Source organism: Luteimonas salinisoli (assembly GCF_013425525.1).
Taxonomy (GTDB): Bacteria; Pseudomonadota; Gammaproteobacteria; order Xanthomonadales; family Xanthomonadaceae; genus Luteimonas; species Luteimonas salinisoli.
This window is the reverse complement of record NZ_JACCKA010000072.1, coordinates 75,402-89,669: the sequence shown is the minus strand read 5'-3', so window position 1 is coordinate 89,669 and position 14,268 is coordinate 75,402. Positions and strand designations below refer to the sequence as shown.

Below are 14,268 nucleotides of genomic sequence, written 5' to 3'. Positions count from 1 at the left end.
CGGGCGGGCCGGGCGCGTCCGGGCGCCCGCCGCCGCCGCCTCGCAGGCGCCGGCCACGGCGACCCGTGTCCCGATTCGGACGGGCGCGTTCGGACGGGCGTGCGGCTCGCCCGCTACGATGCGGGTTCGCCATCCGGAAATCGCATCATGCCCCGGCGGATCCTGTCTGCTTCCGGTCGTCCGGACCCCGATTTCGGCGGCATGGGATGAAGCCCTGGCCGACCCCGATCCTCGACGGCGTCTCCGCCAGCCGCCTGCAGCTGCCGCCCGGCAGCTGGGCGACCGTGCTCGATGCGCTGTGCGACCGCTTCCCGGCGATCGACCGCGCAACCTGGCTGGACCGCTTCGCCCGCGGCAGGGTGCTGGATGCGCAGGGGCGTCCGCTGGACCCCGCGGCGCCGCATCGGACCGGCATGGAGATCCGCTACTTCCGCGAGGTCGCCGACGAGCCGCGGATCCCTTTCGCGGAGGCGGTGCTGTACGCGGATGCGCATCTCGTCGTGGCCGACAAGCCGCACTTCCTGCCGGTCGCGCCCACCGGGGCGTTCGTGCGAGAGACCCTGCTGGGGCGGCTGGTGCGCCGGCTCGGCAACCCCGACCTGGTGCCGTTGCACCGCATCGACCGGGCCACCGCAGGATTGGTGCTGTTCTCCGCCGACCGGGCCAGCCGCGCGCGCTATCAGGCGCTGTTCCGCGAGCGCCGCATCGCCAAGGAGTATCTGGCGCTGGCGCCGCCGCTGCCGGCGCTGGCGTTTCCGCACGTGCGCCGCAGCCGGCTGGTGCGCGGCGAGCCGTTCTTCCGGATGCGCGAGGTGCCGGGGGAGCCCAACAGCGAGACCCGGCTCGACGTGGCGTCGCGCGATGGAGATGCCTGGTGCTACCGGCTGCAGCCGGTCACCGGGCGCAAGCACCAGCTGCGCGTGCACATGGCGGCGCTGGGCGCGCCGATCCTCGGCGACCGCTGCTATCCCGAGTTGCGCGAGCGCGACGCGGACGATCCGTCGCGCCCGCTGCGGCTGCTCGCGCACGCACTGGAGTTCGACGATCCGCTCGACGGGCGGCGGCGCCGGTTCGTCAGCGGATTCGATGCGTCCGGGACCGGCGGAGCCTAGCGCGGGCCGCTGCGTCCGTCGCTGCGCTCCGCGCGACGCAGAAGCGCCGCCCGGAGGGCATTGCCGACGGGGCCGAGCGGCGTGTCGATGCGGTGGACGAGGTAGCTCTGCTCGAAGTCCTGGCCTTGGGGGCCGAGCGCGGGCACGTCGAGACGAACCAGCCTGCGGGCGGCCAGATCGTCCCCGACCAGCCACAGCGGCAGGATCCCCCAGCCCAGTCCTGCCCGGATCAGGTCGTGCTTGAGCGGCTGGCTGTCGACGCGCCAGGTTCCCGGCGACAGCACGCCGAAGTCGCGGCCGCTGGACAGCGACGTGGGATCCGTCTGCACGATCTGGAGATGGTCCGCCAGGTCGGACTGTCGCAGTCGTTCCCGTTCGTCGGCATGGCGCGCCAACGGATGGGTGCCGGCGACCACGGCGACGAGCGCCTGCCAGTCCAGCGCCTCGAACACCAGCCGCGGGCCGCGGAACTGGTCTCCGACGAGGATGCCGAGCGTGGCATTGCCGGAGGCGACGGCGTCGGGCGGTCCGCCCAGCGCCGAATGCGCCAGCCGGATCGCCACCTGCGCGAAGGCCTGCCTGACTTCGGCCAGCACCGCTGCGACGGTCGCGGCCGGGTAGAGCGTGTCGACGACGATCGACAGCTCAATCTCGACGCCGGCGCGCAAGCCCTGCGCGCGAGCGCGGACCGCATCGGTCTTGAGCAGCACGGCGCGCGCATCGGCAAGCAAGGTGCGGCCTTCCGTGGTCAATTCCGGCCGATGACCCGAGCGGTCGAAAAGCGACACGCCCAACTGGCCTTCGAGATTCGCGATGGCGTGGCTGACCGCGGACTGCACGCGCCTGAGCCGGGCCGCGCCCTGGCGGAAGCTGCCCGCTTCCGCCACCGCTACGAAGGCACGCAACTGGTCCAGCGTCATTCCGCCGAGCATGATCTGTTTTATCGATCGATTCGATCGGCTTTTTAGCAATTATGCAGAACGTGCGCAATCGCTATCGTCGTCGTCCAGAGGGCAGGCGGCGGCGCCCTCGATTACCTCATCTCTCCCAGGGACATCCCATGACCCGAGTCCTCGTCCTCTACTATTCGTCGTACGGCCACGTCGCGGCCATGGCGCAGGCGGTAGCGGAGGGCGTTCGGGAGGCGGGCGCCGGCGCGGACCTTCGCCGCGTTCCCGAACTGGTGCCCGAGGCCGTGCGCAAGACCTCCGGCTACCACGAGGACGCCACCCCGGTCGCCTCGGTCGCCGAGCTCGGGGACTACGACGCCATCTTGTTCGGCACGCCGACGCGGTTCGGCAACATGGCCGCGCAGATGAAGAACTTCCTCGACCGCTGCGGCGCGCTGTGGGCCGGGGACCGGCTCGTCGGTCGCATCGGTTCGGTCTTCACCTCGACCGGCACCCAGCACGGCGGGCAGGAGAGCACGATCCTGTCCACACATATCGTGCTGATGCACCTGGGGATGGTGGTGGTCGGGTTGCCCTATTCCTTCAAGGGGCAGAACCGGACGGACGAGATCACCGGCGGCTCGCCCTACGGTGCCGCGACGGTCGCCAGCGGCGAGGATGGGACGGACCGCCGGCCGAGCGCCAATGAACTCGCTGGCGCCAGGTTCCAGGGCCGCCATGTCGCGACCCTCGCCGGGGCGCTCGCCCGCGGGCGCCAGGCAGAATCGACGGAACCGGCGTGAGCGGCGACGACGGGCGCGCATCCCGCTCCCCGCCGGCCGTTCCGCCAGGTCCCATCGCAGCCGTCATGGCCGTCCCGAGTTCCGACATCCGCGAGACCGATCCGGAACACCCCTCCGCCCGCTGGGAGTCGGCGCCCCTCGACCTGGACGGCTACCTGGCCCGGATCGGTCACCATGGTCCGCTCGCCCCGAGCCTGGACACCCTGCGTACCCTCCAGGCGGCTCACCTGGACGCCATCCCCTTCGAGGGGCTGGACCCCTATCTCGGCCGCCCGGTCCCGCTGGACATCGAATCCCTCCAGGACAAGCTGGTGCGCCGCCGGCGCGGCGGCTACTGCCACGAACAGAACATCCTGTTCGCCACGGTGCTGGACCGGCTCGGCTTCCGCGTCACCGGACGCAGCGCCCGCATGCTGATGGGCGCGGACGAGCGCGAGATCACCGAGATCGGGCACACCCTGCTGTCGGTGGTGATCGACGGAACCGACTGGCACGTGGACGTGGGGATCGGCAGTGCCGGGCCGCGCGGCCCCATCCCCCTGGTCGAGGGCGGCGAGTTCGCGACCGGCTCCTGGAACTATCGGATCGAGCGCTCCCGGCTCGGACATTGGCTGCTGAGGCTGCGGCGCGCGGGCGGCTGGTTCAACCTCGTCCACTACACCGAGGAACGCTACTACCGGGCCGACTACGCCGACCAGAACTACGTCGTCGCCACCAGCCCCGCTTCGCCGTTCGTCCAACGGCTGATCGTCCAGCGCAACGGCGCGGACATGCGCATCGCACTGACGGACCTCGTGGTGACGACGCATCTGCCGAACGGCGACAAGCGGACCCGGGAGATCGCGCCCGGGCAGCTCCCCGAGACCCTGCGCTCGGTGTTCGGCCTCGACCTGCCCGGGGAGCTGGAGCGCGAACTCGTGGAGCGGGCCGGACGCCCGCGCAGTTCGGACTGGAGCGACGCCGCCTACGGGGTGTAACGGCCTGCCGCGGCTGCTTCAGGCCCGTGGGCTTCCGAGTCCAGGGAGGGTGTGCGCCGGCAGCCGCAGGTCGAACAGGCGCGTCGCCGCCTGCACCGCGAAGTAGAACGCGCCGAAGGCGATCACCGTCTGCGGCCGGGTGGACCACAAGCCGCTGCCCGACAGTCCCAGCTCCGCCACCACCGCCGGGGTCAACCCCAGCCGCGGCACCGGCAGCATGACCGTGGCGGCCACGCCGACCAGGTAGGTCATGACCGCCACCGCCCAGGCGGACTGCAGCCGGTGGCGCAGGTCGGGGCCCGGACGGCCCATGGCCAGGGCGGCCTTGGCGAGGAGCAACCAGGCGAACACCGCCAGCGGCCACCAGGAGCCGGCCTCGGCGACGAAGGCCGCGATGAACACCAGGTACAGCGCCGCCATGGCGCCCAGGCCCGTCAGCCTGGTGGCGCGTGGAACGCGCTCCGACAGCACGATGGCGCCGAGCATGGCGGAGGCGTGCACGAGTACGAACTCCACCAGCATCACCACCAGGCCGGTGCGCACCGCGGCCGGCCCGAAGGCCAGCGGCGAGATCCACAGCGCCACGAACCAGGCCGCGAGCGCGGCATCGGGAAGGCTGCCGAGAGCGCGGCCGACCAGTCCGCTGCGCGGTTTCGCATGGGATTCGTGGAAGCTCTCCACGCTAGCGGCGCCGCGCCCGGTCTTCCGGCGGCGCCACTTCGAACTCGCCGACCAGCACGGTCTGCGCCCGTTCCTCCAGGCGCAGGGTGACCTTGCGGTCCTGCTGGCGCGGCGTGCCGAAACCGGTGCTGAGCCACAGCTGCAGCGTGGTGGCGCCCGTGACCAGCTGCTGGCGGTCGCCGAAGAAGTTCGCTTCGACCCGATACGTGCCCGGCTTCGCGTCGCGCAAGGCGAACTCCTCGGGACCGTAGCCGCCGGTGAAGTCCCGCGACATGCGTCCGCCCTGGTGGGTCAGCCGGTTGCCGTAGTAGGCCTTCTCGCCGTTCGGGTCGGTGACCCACAGGTCCATGTCGCTGTTGTCGCTGTCCCAGCTCAGCACCGCGCGCAGGTCCAGGGGCAGGTTGCGCAGCAGGCGCGGATCGAACCTGCGCGTGTCGAGCGGCTCGGGCGAGGTCGCGACGATCGCGTTGATTTCGGCCAGCGCGGTCTGCTCGATGTCCGGGAAGCGTCCGTCCCATTCGCCCTGGACCACTTCGTACAGCGTGTCCACGGCCTTCTGCCGCTGCTCCGTGGCTGCGTAGGCCAGCGCCAGGTCGCGATGGCTCTGCGGTTCCTCCTCGCCCATCGCCAGCACGCGCTCGAGCACGGGCACGGCGAGGTCGGCGCGGCCGGCCTGCATCAGCCGATAGCCGAGCACCCGCAGCACGTGGCGGTTGTCGAGGTCCATCTCCGCCAGGTTGGACAGCACCCGCAACGCCAGCTCGGGCTGTTCGCGTTCGAACAGCAGGTCGGCGACGTCGAGGAGGAATGCGGTGCCCTGCGGCTGGCGCCCGCGCTCGTCCAGGTACAGCCGATACACGTCCTCGGGGCGTGCCTGGCGAAGGCGGCGGCCGTAGGGGGAGTCGGGTTGCCAGGGCTGCAGCGCGATGATGGCAGACGGGCCCGCGGGCGACGATTCGGGTTCGAAGGCGGCTTCCGCGATGTGCGAGCCGGTGACCTGGACCCGGTCGAGTACGGCCGACTCGGACGACGCCGCGGCGGGGGCGGGCGGCGGCGCGGGTTGCGGCGCCGTTGCGACTCGTTGCCGGGCGGACTCCTCTCGCATGTCAGCGCCGTCCGCGGCCTCCATGGCGACGACGGCGACCGCATCGTCGGCGAGACCCTTGGGCCGGTCCTTGGGGAACGGCTGCCGCCACCAGGCGACGCGCTCGGCCCAGGCGGCGGCGATGCCGTCCAGTCGCGATTGCCGGTCGCGCTGCCGGTCGGCCCGCGCGCGGGCCTGTAGGTCCGCGAACTCGGCGCGCAGCCCGGCGGGGGGCGGAATGTCGTAGCGCACGTAGTCGGCGACTTCCTCCAGCACCAGCAGCGACGTCTGCGGCGTGACGACCCCGAACCTGCTGCCGAGCCCCGCGATCGCGGCGCGGTTGCCCTCCGGATCCACCCGCAGCGCCGCGAGCGTGAACCGCGCCCACTGCATCGCCGCCAGGCCCCCATGCGGCGCCTCGCCGATCCGGATCTCGACCGGCTCGACGCGGCCGCCGCGGGCGACCCGCAGGTGCAGCCGCGCGGCCGGTTCGGTCAGGCGGCCGGCGATCCGGATGAAGCCGTCCTGCGCGAGGTGCGATTCCGCGACCAGGTCGGCGGCGCCGATGCCGCGCAGCGAGACCAGGCGCGGCGACTCCTGCAGCAGCGCCGCTTTCGCCGCGGCGAGGTCGCCGCTGTCGTCGAGCGCGATCGCGCTGCCCCGGTTGGCCGCCGCCAGCGCCGCCAGCCGGGCGCTGTCGCCGGCGCTGCCGGCACGAATGGCGAACAGGCGCTGCGAGGCGCCGAGGGCCGGGAACGGCTGCTGCCCGTAGTTGAACAGGCCGTCGCCGAACAGCAGGTACTCGCCGACGGCGGGGTCCGGCGTCCAGCCGCCCGGATTCGTCGCGCCGTCGTAGATGGTGGTCTCCAGGGCGCGGCGCAGGGCCTGCCAGTCGCCGCCCACGACCGTGAACCGTTCCGCGTCCTCGGCGCGGTCCCGCAGCCGGATCAGCTGCACCTCGGCGTTGCCCGCGGCCTCGAAATAGGCGTCCAGCAGCGCGAACTCGAGGTCGTGGGCGCGCCGCGCGCCCGACGCCGAGCTGTCCCACAGCAGCCCGATCCGGGGCGCGGGCACCCTGGCGACCGCTGCGCCGCCGACCGGGACTTCGGTCAGGAACCAGGTCTCGTCGTCGTGGACCTGCAGCTGCGTCGCCGGGGCGTCCACTGCCGGGAACCGCAGCGTCACGCCGCGCGCGGGCCGGAAGGCGCTACGGGCGAGCCGAACCCGGTGAACGCCATCGGCGCCGGTTTCCAGCGCCTGGCCGCGCATCGGCCCGTCCAGCTGCGGCGGATCGCGGCCGAGGATCGCCACCTCCACCGTATCCAGGCCGGCGGCGAACTGCAGCGGCAGCGTCGTCGAGCGACCGCGCGCGTCGCGCGCCAGGGGTTCCAGCAGGACCACCCGCACGCGACGGCTGCCGCCCGCGGGGAACGGATAGATGCGCAGCCGGAAGAAATCGCCTTCGGTCTGCTCGAGCAGACCGGGATCGATCCCGCGCCGTTCGATCTCCTCGAAGACCTGGCGTCCGCGCGCCTTCTCCACCGGCACGGCGTCGCGCATCTCCCCGTCGATGTCCAGCGCGAAGCCGACCACCTGCTGGCCTGGACGCAGCGGGAACTGCAGGTTGCCCTCGAGTACGCGGGCGTTCGGGTTGCGGAATTCCATGTCGATGGTGGTGCGCGCCACGCCCGCCCCCGGATCGACCACGATCGAGGCCGATTCGAGCCGCACCGGGGTTTCGTCCCGGGCGACCTGGATCAACGGCGGAGCGACGAGGTTCCCGGCGTCCTGGGCCGGCGTGGGCGCATGGACCAGCGCGAGACACAGCAGTACCGCTGCAACCAGATAGCGCATCGAAGCTCCCCGTTCCGGATTGGCGTCCCCGAAGCGAACGTACCCGAAACGCGGATGGGGTTGAAGCAGGCACGCTGTCGCTGGCGCCCGGGGGCGGCCCGAACTCGTCCCCCCGGAGAATCCGGCCCATGCCCGCGCCGCTCGGGCGATCCCCGTCGCGCCCATGGGCGCTCCTGCGAATCGAGGTCCGGATCGACGGCGCCCGTCACCGCGCCGGCAACACCCGAGGATTGCGCAGCACCAGTGCCGACACCAGCGAGACCAGCATGCCGACCGGGAAGATCTCGACGAAGGTCATCGGCATGCGCAGCAAGGGGTTGCGGTACATCGCCTCGAACTCCCGCGCCTTGCGCACGGCCTCGGCCAGGGCATCGCCTGCCAGGCCCTTGGCCTCGGCGCGCTCGATCATCTGCGCCGCGAACATCGCCGCGAAGTCGGTGTCGATCAACACCAGCGACAGCTCCCACGCCGCCACGTAGATCACGCTGGCGACCAGGCTGATCGCCAGCCCCAGTCCGAACGCGGGCCAGAACCGGATGACGCCGCCCCCCGCACTGTCGCGATGGCGCTTGATGCCGACGAACACCGCCGACAGCGCGACCAGCATCGAGGCGAATCCCGCCGCCATGCCCCAGTCGCGCGGCGGTTGGCCGTCGTAGGCGAGGCTGACCCCGACCAGCGCGGCGCCGACGATGAGACCGGCGATGACGCCGTACTTCAGGACGATGCGGAACATGGCGTGGACCTCCAGGTGCGGGGTTGGGGATCGCCATTCCGCGACCGCCGGGCCTTGGAGGCAATCGCCCAAAAAGGTGATTCTCGCAACGTCATGCTTCCGGAAGCGCTCAGGGCACCAAGCGCAGTTCCCGTGCGCGCCGCAACGCGTCCGTCCGCCGTCGCGCCCCCAGCTTTTCGAACAGCCGCGCAACGTGGGTCTTCACCGTGTTCGGCGACACATGCAGGCGCGCGGCGATCTCCTTGTTCGAATGGCCGGCCGCGATCTCGGCCAGCACCGCCAGCTCGCGGTCGCTGATCCCCAGTGTCGCCTGCGCCTGCGGATTGCCCTCGAACTCCGCCCGTGGTTGTCGCCGCGCAAGCAACCGCAAGCCCAGCCACATCCCCAGCGCCAGGAAACCCGCCGCCAGCAGGCCGTCATGGATCAATGCCGCATGGCTGCGGACGAGGCGCTGGTAGTCCAGCCACTGCAACGCGATCGTGCCCAGGGCCAGCAAGCCGCCGTAGAGCAGCACGGGCTTCCAGGGTATCCGGGGCGGAAGGGCGGCCATCCGCGGATCCTACCGGCAGGACGCCCGCGGGCCTATTCGCCCGGACGGTTCCGCATGACCTAGGGCGAAAGCGCAGCCGGACCGGCGCCCGTCAGGCCGAAGCGGCCTGGACCTCGGCGAACGCCCGGGCGATGCGCGGCGGCGCCGTCGGGCGCGCGTACATGCGCTCCATGTAGGCGCGCAGCTGCGGAAGGCCGTCGAGCAGGTCTTCCTCGCCGGCCCAGTCCATCAGGTAGGCGATCACGCAGTCGGCCGCGGAGAAGGTCTCGCCGACGATGCAGGTGCGCCCCTGCATGTGCCGATCGAGGATGGCCGCCATCTGCCGAAACTCCTCGCGGGCGAGGTCGACGTCGGCCGGCAGGCGCCTGGCTTCCGGATAGAGGAACGTGTGGCGGGCGATGCGCCAGAGCGGCTGCTCCAGCTCGGTCATCGCGAACATCACCCACTTGTAGATCTGGGCGCGCGTCCCGAGGTCGGACGGGAGCAGGCCGGATTCGGGATGCTTCTCGGCCAGGTAGAGGACGATGGCGGCCGATTCGGTCAGGACCAGGTCGCCGTCGACGAGCACCGGGAGTTTTCCGGCCGGGTTGAGGCGGAGGAACTCGGGCGTCTCCGCCTCGCCCGCGAGCAGGTCGACGGAGACGAATTCGAAGTCGATGCCGAGTTCCCGGAGCGCCCACATGGCGCGCAGCGAGCGGGTAGGGCCGAAGCCGTAGAGTTTCATCGTCCTCTCCAGATCTGCGGATGTCCTTGTGCGACGAACGGGCGGCACGGCAATCGACGCCTGGGCGAAAGCCAGCGGCATCGGCACAGCGCCGTGCCCGCACCGGGGCTTCAGCCCGCTCCGCCCATCAGCCGCAGACTCAACCCGTCGCGTTCCGAAAGCATCTCGCCGAGTACCGCTTCCATGTCCCCGGGCTCGATCCGTCCCGGATGGCCGGCGCGAATGGACTGCTGGGCGAGCCGTCGGGCGATTTCCTTGATGAAGGCGGCGCTCACGCCCTCGGTGCGGTCGACCAGGGTGGCCTGCAGGTCGGGAGCGATTTCGAGGGCGTCGCCGTAGAGCTGCAGCAGCAGGCGCCGGCAGGCGGCGTCCGGCACCGGTACTTCGATGGCGTGGTCGATGCGGCCGGGACGTTGGACCAGGGCGGTTTCCAGGGTCTCGGGGCGGTTGGTGGTCATGATCACGAAGATGTCGGCATCCCTGCGCAGGCCGTCCATCTCGTTGAGCAGGCGGTTGAGCAGCGCCTCCTCGCAGACGGAGTCCATGCTGCCGCGCTGGCGCGCGATCAGGTCGGCGTCCTCGATCACCAGGATGGAAGGGGCGAACAGGCGCGCCAGGCGGAAGTAGACGTCGATCAGGCCGGCCTGCTCGGCGGTGACCAGGAAGGTGGTGTGGTCGGCCAGGCGGTGGGCGAGATAGCGGATGGTGTGGGTCTTGCCGGTGCCGGGCGGGCCGTACAGCAACACGCCTTTGCGCGTGGGCTGGCCGAGCGCCTTGAGCGCCGGGCGGTCGGCGGCGAACTCGACGACGTGGCGCTCCAGCGCCTGCCGCACTTCCCTGGGCAGGATCAGCTCGTCCTCGGTCACCACGCTGCGGTCGTGGACGGTCAGCGCCTGCGCCGAGAGGCCGCGGTAGGTCTCGCTGGCCTCCAGCGAGAGGATCTTGCCGCGGTAGCTCTGGCCCTCGGCCACGGCGGACTCGACGGCTTCGAGGATGGCCGCGACGCGGCGCGCGGCGGCCTCGCCGGGCGGCGCCAGCAGCTCGATGCCGAGCTGTGGCATGTCGCCGGTGTCGGTGCGGTGGTTCATCCACAGCGCCAACGGTACTTCGACGTCCTCGATCAGGCTCAGGCAGTTGGTCGCCAGGCGCGCCGGCCGGTCTTCGCCGATGTCGACGTCTTCGAATTCCAGCGCGCCCACGAGCTTGGGGTTGTTCCGTTCCGACAGCAGGGCGGCAAGGTCCGAGGCCTCGTAGCGATTCCGGGAGTGGATGCCGACCCGACGTGCGGAACCGGTCAACGCCTCCACCGCGCGCTGCACGTCGACCCGCAGGTAGATCGGGAACTCGCGCTTGACGATCTGCAGGCTATCGCTGTCCCACTGGCCGAAGTGCGCGCCGAGCAGATGATGAGCCTTCTGCGAGGCCCGCCGGTGCGGCTCCTGCGCCTCCGCGGAGGCGTCCTCGAGCACGGGGCGCAGCCCGGCACAGCCGTACTGCGCCGAGAGCCGCAGCAACTCCCCGTGGATGGCGCGTGCGACCGGTGCGCTCCACGGCCCCAGCCTCGCCTGGCCGTTGCGGTGAAGGTGGCGGGCCCAGGCGACGGCACTGGCGCCGTCCAGGCCGAGGCAGCGGCGGAGCAGCGCGACGACCGTTTCGAAGGCGGTGTCGTCGTCGTCGTGCAGGGTGATGCTCAGGTCGCCTATCCATTCGGGCGCATTCTTCATCGGCGGGCATGTCCTTGTCTTTTTCGGGGAATCACGAGCGGCGGGTCGCGCAAGGCCATGGCGCTGCCCGCGAAGTTCTCCGGGTCTGGAGGATGGTAAGGGGTCCGCGTTCCGGGCAAGTGCGACAGGCCGGACCTTGGTGCCGGGGGTGCAGGGCGGACGTCTACAGCGGACGTATCTTCCGCGAATTGCGGGCCATCAGCGCCATCGCGCCGCGGTGCGGCAGGTGGCGGACGAGCGCGTGCAGCAGCCGGTAGCGCCATCCGGGCACGACCAGCACCCGGCCGCGCTCGTTGCCGTCGATGCCGGCGCGGGCGACGTCGGCGGCCTCCAGCCACATGCGCGGCGGCACGCGCATCCTTGCGCGCGTTCCGGTGACGTCGTGGAACTCGGAGCGGGTGAAGCCCGGGCACAGTGCGGTCGCGTGCACGCCGCGGTCGGCGTTCTCCAGCGCCAGCGCCTCGCTGAACTTGAGCAGGAAGCTCTTGGCCGGCGCGTACAGGGTCTGGCCGTCGGCGGCCGGCATCAGCGCGGCGAAGGAGGCGACGTTGAGGATGCGGCCGTCGCCGGACTCGCGGATCGCGGGCAGCAGCCGCCAGGTCAGTTCGCAGACCGCCGTCGTCATCACCTGCAGGAACGTGGCGTGGGCGGCCCAGTCGCTGCCGTCGTAGCGCCCCGGTACGCCGTAGCCGGCGTTGTTGACGAGGATGCGCACGTGCAGGGCGCGCCGCTCGATCTCGGCGACCAGGCCGGCAGGCGCCTGCGGATCGGCGAGATCGGCGGCGGCGACCTGGACGTCGACCCGGCTGCGCAGTTCGTCCGCCAGCGCCTCCAGGCGCTCCTGCCGCCTGGCGGTGAGGATCAGCGGAACGTCCCGGCGTGCGTACTCGCGGGCGATGGCGGCGCCGATGCCGCTGGACGCGCCGGTGACCAGCGCGTAGCCGGGGCGAGGCGTGGACATGCAGGAATCCCCTTCGGTCGGATCAGCGGCGGCGCCATGAATCGCGCCTGTCGGGCGATCGTAGCGGGAAACCGCGATCGGGGCCGGCCGCGGCGGGCACGTGCCGACGCCGGCGCAGTCCAAGGAAGACGTGCCGCGATCGACGGGGGCGGATCCGCTGTCCGGCCTGCGGGCCGGGCGCCGCCTACTGCGACGGGCGGTGGCGCCTCCGACGCCTGGCCCCGGCGTGCGTCAGGGCGGTGACGGCGCCGCTTTCGACCTGGATCCGGTACGGACCGGATGCGGGCAGGTCCGGGACGGCGCGGCCTTCCGACAGGGCGGCGAGCAGGGGCAGCGGATCGACGTGGAAGTCGACGCGATGCGCGTCCCTGCCGAGGGCCGATCGGATGACGGCGCTCTCGAACGCGGCCACGTCCTCGAGGTAGCGGATGGCATGGGGCTGGCTGCGTGCGTGATCGAGGAAGGCCAGCGCCTCGGAACTGGCGAACTGCCGCGGCGGGTGGGAGGCGGCGTAGCCGGCGAACATCGCCTGGAACGCGTCGCCCCCGCCGTGCGCCAGCAGGACGCGGGTGGTGAGCCGTGCGGCGCTGGCGATCTGGCCCGCCCGCGCGTTGAGCGCCAGTTCGCGCAGGATGTCGACGCCCGGGTCGTCTTCGAGTGCGGGCAGCCTGCCACGCGCGTGCGGCAGGCCCGAGACGGACGCGCCCAGCGCCTGCTCCCACTCGGCGGAAGACGGCGCTCGCCCCTGGCGGGGAAGACCGGCTCCGGCATCGACCGCGACCGCGACCGCCTGGCGTGGGGGTCGCGGCGGTCCGGGCCTGCGCAGCGCCCACAGCCCGTGCAGCCGCTCGATCTGCCTGCGTACCTTCCCCATGCCGACCTGCGGCAGATAGGCGGGCAGCATCTCGAAGATGAGGGCGCGCAGGTTGGGCAGTGCGGGGATGGTTTCCGCGGCCAGGGCCATCACCTCGTCCGCGACCGGCCCCGAGTGCGCGTCCAGCCAGTAGCCGCGGTGCCGGGTGCCGCCGGCCAGGTGGACTTCCCAGACGCGCTCGAGCGGCAGCCGCTCGAGCGCCGCGCGCGCCGGCTGGCGGCCGTTCTGCTCGTTGACCCACAGGTTGTGCAGATCGAGCAGCAGCCCGCAGTCGGCGCGCTGCGCGACCTCGGCGAGGAAGTCGCCGTCGGTCAGCTCGCCGGGGCAGGGCCGCAGGTAGTTGACGTTGTTCTCGACCGCGACCGGAATGCGCAGCCCGTCGGCCATCGCGCGGATGTTGGCGGCCGCCTGTTCGGCGCCTTCCACGGTCTGCAGCGGCGGCAGCAGGAAGCCGGCGTCGACGCGCCCTTCCGGTGCCGGAACCGCGTTGAAGCTGAGGTGTTCGCTGGCCCACGGCGCCTGCAGCGTCGTCACCACCGCACGCATGAGGTCCATGCGCTGCGGATCCGGCGCGAGACCGCCACCCACCGGCGAGGCGACGCCGTGCACCAGCTTGCGTTGCGGCAGGTCGGCCAGTTGCCGCAGCACGCCGGTGTCCATCCGCATCGGCTCGAGCGGGTTGCCGGTCTCGAACCAGAAGAATTCGGGCTCGATCTCGATCACGTCGATGCCGCCGCCGTCGTCCGACAGCAGCGGCAGCAACGCGGGCCAGAGAACGAGCCCGACGCCCAGTTCGGGCAGTGGCGGTGTCACGCGGCGCCGGATTCAGAAGCCGACGTGCGGACTGAATCCTTCGATCCGCAGGTCGGGGTTGACCCGGAAGTCGCGCTCGATCAGGTAGCGGATGTCGAAGCCGGAATGACATCCCTCGCAGCCGAGCCGGCCGAGGATGCTCTTGGTGACCTCGTTCATCTTGCCGAGGTCGTTGGCCACGCTCGCCGGCACCGAAACGGTGACCGCGTGGGGGCTGCGCAGCGAAGCGGCGTTCATTGCCGTCGTGCTTTTCATGGTGGAACTCCTTGTCGTCGTGACGGATCGTCGGGCTGCGCAGGGGAAGGCGCGCGGAATGTCGCGAACCACACCGCCCGCCGGGCGCGGGGCGCAGTCCCGCCCCCATGATTGAAAACGTCGCCGGGCCCACGCACCGGACAGGGTGTCGGCCGGAGCGAAGCTTCGTTTTCATGAATGGCCGCTACCCTGGTCTGCTGGCGGTCGACGATCCAGACCCGGTGGCGTGA

14 protein-coding genes are annotated in these 14,268 nt (G+C 71.6%); 4 read left to right on the top strand and 10 right to left on the bottom strand.

Annotated elements, in window-relative coordinates; all coding sequences use genetic code 11:
* A partial coding sequence (locus H0E84_RS20215; protein ID WP_219339723.1) for a hypothetical protein occupies positions 1–210 on the top strand: 210 nt, incomplete at its 5' end.
* Positions 207–1,112: a pseudouridine synthase gene (locus H0E84_RS12300; RefSeq protein WP_180678937.1), complete on the top strand. Its 906-nt coding sequence runs from the start codon at positions 207–209 to the stop codon at positions 1,110–1,112. The genes H0E84_RS20215 and H0E84_RS12300, both read left to right, overlap by 4 nt.
* Here the strand turns inward: H0E84_RS12300 and H0E84_RS12295 are convergent.
* The gene (locus H0E84_RS12295; RefSeq protein WP_219339722.1) at positions 1,109–2,032 is read right to left on the bottom strand and encodes a LysR family transcriptional regulator; all 924 of its coding nucleotides are present in this window, start codon (positions 2,030–2,032) and stop codon (positions 1,109–1,111) included. The two genes, H0E84_RS12300 and H0E84_RS12295, sit on opposite strands and share 4 nt — an antisense overlap.
* A 140-nt stretch (positions 2,033–2,172) precedes the next feature.
* On the opposite strand from H0E84_RS12295, the gene wrbA reads away from it, so the two are divergent.
* The gene (gene wrbA / locus H0E84_RS12290; protein WP_180678935.1) at positions 2,173–2,805 is read left to right on the top strand and encodes an NAD(P)H:quinone oxidoreductase; all 633 of its coding nucleotides are present in this window, start codon (positions 2,173–2,175) and stop codon (positions 2,803–2,805) included.
* A gap of 65 nt (positions 2,806–2,870) precedes the next feature.
* Positions 2,871–3,782 (top strand): arylamine N-acetyltransferase family protein, encoded by a 912-nt coding sequence (locus tag H0E84_RS12285; RefSeq protein ID WP_180678934.1) that lies wholly within the window; start codon positions 2,871–2,873, stop codon positions 3,780–3,782.
* 18 nt (positions 3,783–3,800) lie between these two features.
* On the opposite strand, the gene H0E84_RS12280 is transcribed toward H0E84_RS12285, so the two are convergent.
* The 9 genes from H0E84_RS12280 to H0E84_RS12240 form a co-directional block, all read right to left on the bottom strand.
* Positions 3,801–4,463: a hypothetical protein gene (locus H0E84_RS12280; protein ID WP_180678933.1), complete on the bottom strand. Its 663-nt coding sequence runs from the start codon at positions 4,461–4,463 to the stop codon at positions 3,801–3,803.
* A 1-nt stretch (position 4,464) separates the two neighbouring features.
* Entirely contained in the window at positions 4,465–7,401 is a 2,937-nt protein-coding gene (locus H0E84_RS12275; protein ID WP_180678932.1) for a VIT domain-containing protein, read from the bottom strand.
* Between the two features lie 205 nt (positions 7,402–7,606).
* The gene (locus tag H0E84_RS12270) at positions 7,607–8,137 is read right to left on the bottom strand and encodes a DUF4199 domain-containing protein (protein ID WP_180678931.1); all 531 of its coding nucleotides are present in this window, start codon (positions 8,135–8,137) and stop codon (positions 7,607–7,609) included.
* Positions 8,138–8,246: 109 nt separating this feature from the next.
* Positions 8,247–8,687: a helix-turn-helix transcriptional regulator gene (locus H0E84_RS20685; protein ID WP_180678930.1), complete on the bottom strand. Its 441-nt coding sequence runs from the start codon at positions 8,685–8,687 to the stop codon at positions 8,247–8,249.
* Between the two features lie 91 nt (positions 8,688–8,778).
* Positions 8,779–9,411 carry a glutathione S-transferase family protein gene (locus tag H0E84_RS12260; RefSeq protein WP_180678929.1) on the bottom strand — a complete coding sequence of 211 codons (633 nt, stop codon included), beginning with the start codon at positions 9,409–9,411 and terminating at the stop codon, positions 8,779–8,781.
* 110 nt (positions 9,412–9,521) lie between these two features.
* On the bottom strand, positions 9,522–11,135 hold the full coding sequence (locus H0E84_RS12255) for an ATP-dependent Clp protease adaptor ClpS (RefSeq protein ID WP_180678928.1): 1,614 nt from the start codon (positions 11,133–11,135) through the stop codon (positions 9,522–9,524).
* A 163-nt stretch (positions 11,136–11,298) separates the two neighbouring features.
* Complete coding sequence (locus H0E84_RS12250; protein WP_180678927.1) at positions 11,299–12,096, bottom strand: SDR family NAD(P)-dependent oxidoreductase; 798 nt, start codon at positions 12,094–12,096, stop codon at positions 11,299–11,301.
* A gap of 184 nt (positions 12,097–12,280) precedes the next feature.
* The gene (locus H0E84_RS12245) at positions 12,281–13,783 is read right to left on the bottom strand and encodes a multinuclear nonheme iron-dependent oxidase (RefSeq protein ID WP_180678926.1); all 1,503 of its coding nucleotides are present in this window, start codon (positions 13,781–13,783) and stop codon (positions 12,281–12,283) included.
* 12 nt (positions 13,784–13,795) lie between these two features.
* Complete coding sequence (locus H0E84_RS12240) at positions 13,796–14,038, bottom strand: hypothetical protein (protein ID WP_180678925.1); 243 nt, start codon at positions 14,036–14,038, stop codon at positions 13,796–13,798.
* Positions 14,039–14,268 lie beyond the last annotated feature (230 nt).

What these genes read in the sequence shown, in the direction of transcription:
- H0E84_RS12285 (WP_180678934.1), top strand. Translation starts at nt 2,871, where the DNA reads ATGGCCGTCCCGAGTTCCGACATCCGCGAGACCGATCCGGAACACCCC.
- wrbA (WP_180678935.1), top strand. Translation starts at nt 2,173, where the DNA reads ATGACCCGAGTCCTCGTCCTCTACTATTCGTCGTACGGCCACGTCGCG.
- H0E84_RS12255 (WP_180678928.1), bottom strand. Translation starts at nt 11,135, where the DNA reads ATGAAGAATGCGCCCGAATGGATAGGCGACCTGAGCATCACCCTGCAC.
- H0E84_RS20685 (WP_180678930.1), bottom strand. Translation starts at nt 8,687, where the DNA reads ATGGCCGCCCTTCCGCCCCGGATACCCTGGAAGCCCGTGCTGCTCTAC.
- H0E84_RS12295 (WP_219339722.1), bottom strand. Translation starts at nt 2,032, where the DNA reads ATGACGCTGGACCAGTTGCGTGCCTTCGTAGCGGTGGCGGAAGCGGGC.
- H0E84_RS12240 (WP_180678925.1), bottom strand. Translation starts at nt 14,038, where the DNA reads ATGAAAAGCACGACGGCAATGAACGCCGCTTCGCTGCGCAGCCCCCAC.
- H0E84_RS12270 (WP_180678931.1), bottom strand. Translation starts at nt 8,137, where the DNA reads ATGTTCCGCATCGTCCTGAAGTACGGCGTCATCGCCGGTCTCATCGTC.
- H0E84_RS12300 (WP_180678937.1), top strand. Translation starts at nt 207, where the DNA reads ATGAAGCCCTGGCCGACCCCGATCCTCGACGGCGTCTCCGCCAGCCGC.
- H0E84_RS12275 (WP_180678932.1), bottom strand. Translation starts at nt 7,401, where the DNA reads ATGCGCTATCTGGTTGCAGCGGTACTGCTGTGTCTCGCGCTGGTCCAT.
- H0E84_RS12250 (WP_180678927.1), bottom strand. Translation starts at nt 12,096, where the DNA reads ATGTCCACGCCTCGCCCCGGCTACGCGCTGGTCACCGGCGCGTCCAGC.
- H0E84_RS12260 (WP_180678929.1), bottom strand. Translation starts at nt 9,411, where the DNA reads ATGAAACTCTACGGCTTCGGCCCTACCCGCTCGCTGCGCGCCATGTGG.